This window comes from Pseudonocardia sp. D17, from assembly GCF_036984265.1.
Taxonomy (GTDB): Bacteria; Actinomycetota; Actinomycetes; order Mycobacteriales; family Pseudonocardiaceae; genus Pseudonocardia; species Pseudonocardia benzenivorans.
This window is the reverse complement of sequence record NZ_BPRG01000122.1, coordinates 23,989-27,904: the sequence shown is the minus strand read 5'-3', so window position 1 is coordinate 27,904 and position 3,916 is coordinate 23,989. Positions and strand designations below refer to the sequence as shown.

The window sequence follows — 3,916 nt, the reverse complement described above, 5'->3', positions numbered from 1 at the left end:
TCCTGCGGGGACGGGGCTCCTGCGGGGACGGGGCTCTTGTGGTGACGGTCCTCTTGTGACGGTGCTCGTGGTCGACGGCGCCAACGTCGTCGGGTCCCGGCCCGACGGGTGGTGGCGCGACCGGGCCGGCGCTGCAGCGCGGTTGGCGACGCGGCTCGGCGCGGCCTCGGCGGCCGGGCTGCTGGACCCGCTCGGAGCGCCGTCGCGGGTGGTGCTCGTCGTCGAGGGCGCGGCGCGCGCTGCCGAGGTGGAGCCGGTCGCGGGGCTCTCGCTGCTGCGCGCTCCCGCCGACGGCGACGCCGCGATCGTCGACCTCGTCGGCGAGCTGGTCGCCGGGGGCGAGAGGGTCCTCGTCGTCACCGCCGACCGCGGGCTGCGCTCGCGCGTGACCGAGGCCGGTGGCGAGGTCGTCGGGCCCGGGGTGCTGCTGCGCGCGCTCGACGCGCTCTGACGCCGGCGCCGACGTGGGCTACGACGTGGGCTGCCGACGTGGGCGGCCGGCGTGGGCTGCGCCGCGAGTGTGTGCCGACCCCGAGCGCAACCTCATCGTCGGACTCCGGCCCCAGCAGAACAGCACGGTTGCGCCCGATCCCGAGCGCAACCCCACCGTCGAACTCCGGCCCCAGCAGAGCAGCACGGTTGCGCCCGACCCCCCGAGCGCAACCCCACGGTCGCGCTCCAGCCGCAGGAGGGCCAGCACGGTTGCGCCTGACTGCCCGAGCGCAACCACAGCGTCGACGGCCGGCGACCGGCGAGCAGTGGGGTTGCGGGCGGTCGGGACGCGTCGCACCGTGCGTCCGGGCCGGGGAGGTCGGCGCCGGGACCAGGACATATCGTGATCGTCATGACGCCCGGACCCGTCCGCATCGGCACCCCGAACAGCCCCGGCGCCACGCGCGTGCTGCTGCTGGGAGCGGGTGAGCTCGGCAAGGAGGTCGTCATCGCGCTGCAGCGGCTGGGCGTCGAGGTCATCGCCGTCGACCGGTACGACGGCGCGCCCGGCCAGCAGGTCGCGCACCGCGCCCACACGATCGACATGACCGACGCCGCCGCTCTCACCGCGCTGGTCGAGGCGGAGCGCCCGGACCTGGTCATCCCCGAGATCGAGGCGATCGCCACCGACGCGCTGGCCGCGCTGGAGGCGGCGGGGACGACGACCGTCATCCCGACGGCCCGCGCCACCCGCCTGACGATGGACCGCGAGGGCATCCGCCGGCTCGCCGCCGAGGAGCTCGGGCTGCCCACCTCGCCCTACGCCTTCGCCGACTCCCTCGACGAGCTGCGCGCCGCGGTCGAGGGCTCCGCCGACGGCCCCGGGATCGGCTACCCGTGCGTGGTCAAGCCCGTGATGTCGTCGTCGGGCAAGGGACAGTCGGTCCTGCGCTCGGCCGCCGACCTCGACCACGCCTGGGAGTACGCGATGGCGGGCGGGCGCGTGGCCAGGGCCCGGGTGATCGTCGAAGGGTTCGTGGCCTTCGACTACGAGATCACGCTGCTCACCGTGCGCGCCAGCACCACCGACGGCGGCACCGCGACGTCGTTCTGCGCCCCGATCGGTCACCTGCAGCGCGACGGCGACTACGTGGAGTCCTGGCAGCCCCAGCCGATGAGCGACGCCGCGCTCGCCGAGGCCCGGCGGATCGCGGGTGCGGTCACCGCGAACCTCGGCGGGCGCGGCGTGTTCGGCGTGGAGCTGTTCGTCGCGGGCGACCGGGTGCTGTTCTCCGAGGTCTCGCCCCGCCCGCACGACACGGGGCTCGTCACGCTCGCGACCCAACGGCTCTCGGAGTTCGAGCTGCACGCGCGTGCCGTGCTCGGCCTGCCCGTCGACGTCACGCTGCTGAGCCCGGGCGCGTCGGCCGTCGTCTACGGCGGCGTGGACGCCACGGGCATCGCGTTCGAGGGTGTCGCCGACGCGCTCGCGGTCCCCGGCACCGACGTGCGGCTGTTCGGCAAGCCGGAGAGCTTCGTGCGCCGCCGGATGGGCGTCGCCGTCGCCGTCGGCGACGACGTGGCTCAGGCCCGCGAGCGGGCGACGACGGCCGCGTCCCTGGTCCGCCCGGTCACGGCCTGAGTGCGCCCCCGTCAGCCGGTGATGCGGACGACGACCTGCTCGTCGGCGACCGTGTAGGCCTCCCAGGCGAACGCGCAGCCGGTGGCCTCGACGAACTCACGCCACGCCCTGGCCTCGTGGTCGGGCCAGCCGGGGTAGTTGAAGAACTCGTCGAAGACGACGACGCTGCCGGGCCGCAGCCGGGGTCCGACGCACTCGAGCACGGTGGCCGTCGAGCTGTACAGGTCGGCGTCGAGATGCAGAAGGTCGACGGGCCCGGGGTGCTCGGCGAGGAACCCGGGCAGGGTGTCGGCGAACAGCCCGACCACGATCTGCGCGCCCGCGACCTCCGGCGGGCCGGCGACGTCGTCGAACGTGCCGGTACGGAAACCGGGCCGCCACGTCTCCGGCAGGCCGGTGAAGGAGTCGAAGCCGTACACCGCCCCACCGGGCCGGGCGTCGGCGATCCGGCTCAGCGTGCCGCCCGAGTACACCCCGAACTCCAGCGCCAGCCCGCCGGTCGGGGCGAGCTCCAGTGCCCGGTCGAGGGTGGCCGCGGCGTCGGGCAGCGCGACGGCATCACCCATCCGGGACTCCACGAACGCGGACGTCGACGCGGCGGCGGCGCGCTCGCCCGCCGCGACCAGGTCACGACGGGAGCGTCGTTCGACGGCGTGGATCTCGTCGACCACGCGGTCGCCCTCCGCCCGCACGAGCGCGGCGAGCTCCGCGCGCTGCTGCGCGACCTCGGCGCGCAGCAGCGCGGTCTGCTCGTCGCACCGCTGGGCGACGACCTCGTCGACCGCCTCGATCAGCTTGGCGCGCACGGCCTCACGGACCCGACGACGTCGTGGTCCCCGGGACACCGCCCCGATGAACCGTGCTGGCGACCGGACGAGGATCAGAGCTCGCGGGAGGCCCGCAGGCGGCTGAGCGCCTCGTCGAGGATCGCGGCGCCGTCGGCGTCGCTGCGGCGCTCCTTCACGTAGGCCAGGTGCGTCTTGTACGGCTCGTTGCGCGGTGCGGCGGGCGGGCTGGTGTGGTCACGGCCGGCGGGCAGGCCGCAGCGGGGGCAGTCCCAGGTCTCCGGGATCTCCGCGTCGGCGGCGAACGACGGGCGCGTCTCGTGCCCTGTCGCGCAGAAGTAGGCGACCCTGACCCGCGGTGCCGTCTCGCCCCGCTCCGACTCCCCCATCGGTCCGGCCCCGACACGCGTACCGCGGATCGCGTTGCCACCTGACATCGCCATGTCTCCCGTACTCCTTCCGCCCTGCGCCCGGGCTCTCTCAGCCGATCTTGACGAGCACGCCGGTACCGACGATCGCGATCAGCCAGATCGCCGCGGTGAACAACGTCAACCGGTCGAGGTTCTTCTCGACGACACTCGACCCGGACAGGCTCGACTGGACGCCGCCGCCGAAGAGGCTCGAGAGCCCGCCGCCGCGACCGCGGTGCAGCAGGATGAGCAGCACCAGCACCACGCTGGAGACGATCAGGACAATGTCCAGGGCGAGCTTCATCCCATCCTCATTCACATCGGGGTCCACCAGGCTACCCGCCGGTCCGTGGAACCAGTCCCGGAGGGCCCGGTGCGCCTCGAGGCGCCGGTAGGGGTGTGCTCGCAGCCCGCCCCGCAGGTGTTACGCAGCGCAGTCGCACCTGCGGCGCACTCGCACCCCCGGCGCAGTCGGACACCAGGCGCAGTCGGACACCGGGCGCAGTCGGACACCCGGGCGCGGTCGGGTACACGGCGCGGTCGGGTTGACGGCGCGGTCGGGTTGACGGCGCGGTCGGGTACACGGCGCAGCCGGCCCGCAGCCCGCACACCCGGCGCCTGGCCCGGCGCCGGTAACGGGTCCCGGA

At 74.7% G+C, this 3,916-nt stretch carries 5 protein-coding genes; 2 read left to right on the top strand and 3 right to left on the bottom strand.

Features of this window, described 5'->3' with window-relative positions; all coding sequences use genetic code 11:
- The first annotated feature begins 55 nt into the window (after positions 1-55).
- Positions 56-451 carry a hypothetical protein gene (locus tag PSD17_RS19555; RefSeq protein WP_041759760.1) on the top strand — a complete coding sequence of 132 codons (396 nt, stop codon included), beginning with the start codon at positions 56-58 and terminating at the stop codon, positions 449-451.
- A 393-nt stretch (positions 452-844) separates the two neighbouring features.
- On the top strand, positions 845-2,074 hold the full coding sequence (gene purT, locus PSD17_RS19550; protein WP_041761471.1) for a formate-dependent phosphoribosylglycinamide formyltransferase: 1,230 nt from the start codon (positions 845-847) through the stop codon (positions 2,072-2,074).
- Positions 2,075-2,085: 11 nt separating this feature from the next.
- On the opposite strand, the gene PSD17_RS19545 is transcribed toward purT, so the two are convergent.
- The 3 genes from PSD17_RS19545 to secG all read right to left on the bottom strand — a co-directional run bounded on the left by PSD17_RS19545 (position 2,086) and on the right by secG (position 3,573).
- Positions 2,086-2,880 carry a class I SAM-dependent methyltransferase gene (locus PSD17_RS19545; protein WP_339124046.1) on the bottom strand — a complete coding sequence of 265 codons (795 nt, stop codon included), beginning with the start codon at positions 2,878-2,880 and terminating at the stop codon, positions 2,086-2,088.
- Between the two features lie 74 nt (positions 2,881-2,954).
- A complete protein-coding gene (locus tag PSD17_RS19540) occupies positions 2,955-3,296 on the bottom strand; it encodes an RNA polymerase-binding protein RbpA (protein ID WP_041761474.1) in 342 nt (113 codons plus the stop codon).
- Positions 3,297-3,339: 43 nt separating this feature from the next.
- Positions 3,340-3,573, bottom strand: coding sequence for a preprotein translocase subunit SecG (gene secG / locus PSD17_RS19535; protein ID WP_013675525.1), 234 nt, complete (start codon positions 3,571-3,573; stop codon positions 3,340-3,342).
- Between the last annotated feature and the right edge of the window lie 343 nt (positions 3,574-3,916).

Coding starts and splice junctions, on each gene's coding strand:
- purT (WP_041761471.1), top strand. CDS start 845: ATGACGCCCGGACCCGTCCGCATCGGCACCCCGAACAGCCCCGGCGCC.
- PSD17_RS19540 (WP_041761474.1), bottom strand. CDS start 3,296: ATGTCAGGTGGCAACGCGATCCGCGGTACGCGTGTCGGGGCCGGACCG.
- secG (WP_013675525.1), bottom strand. CDS start 3,573: ATGAAGCTCGCCCTGGACATTGTCCTGATCGTCTCCAGCGTGGTGCTG.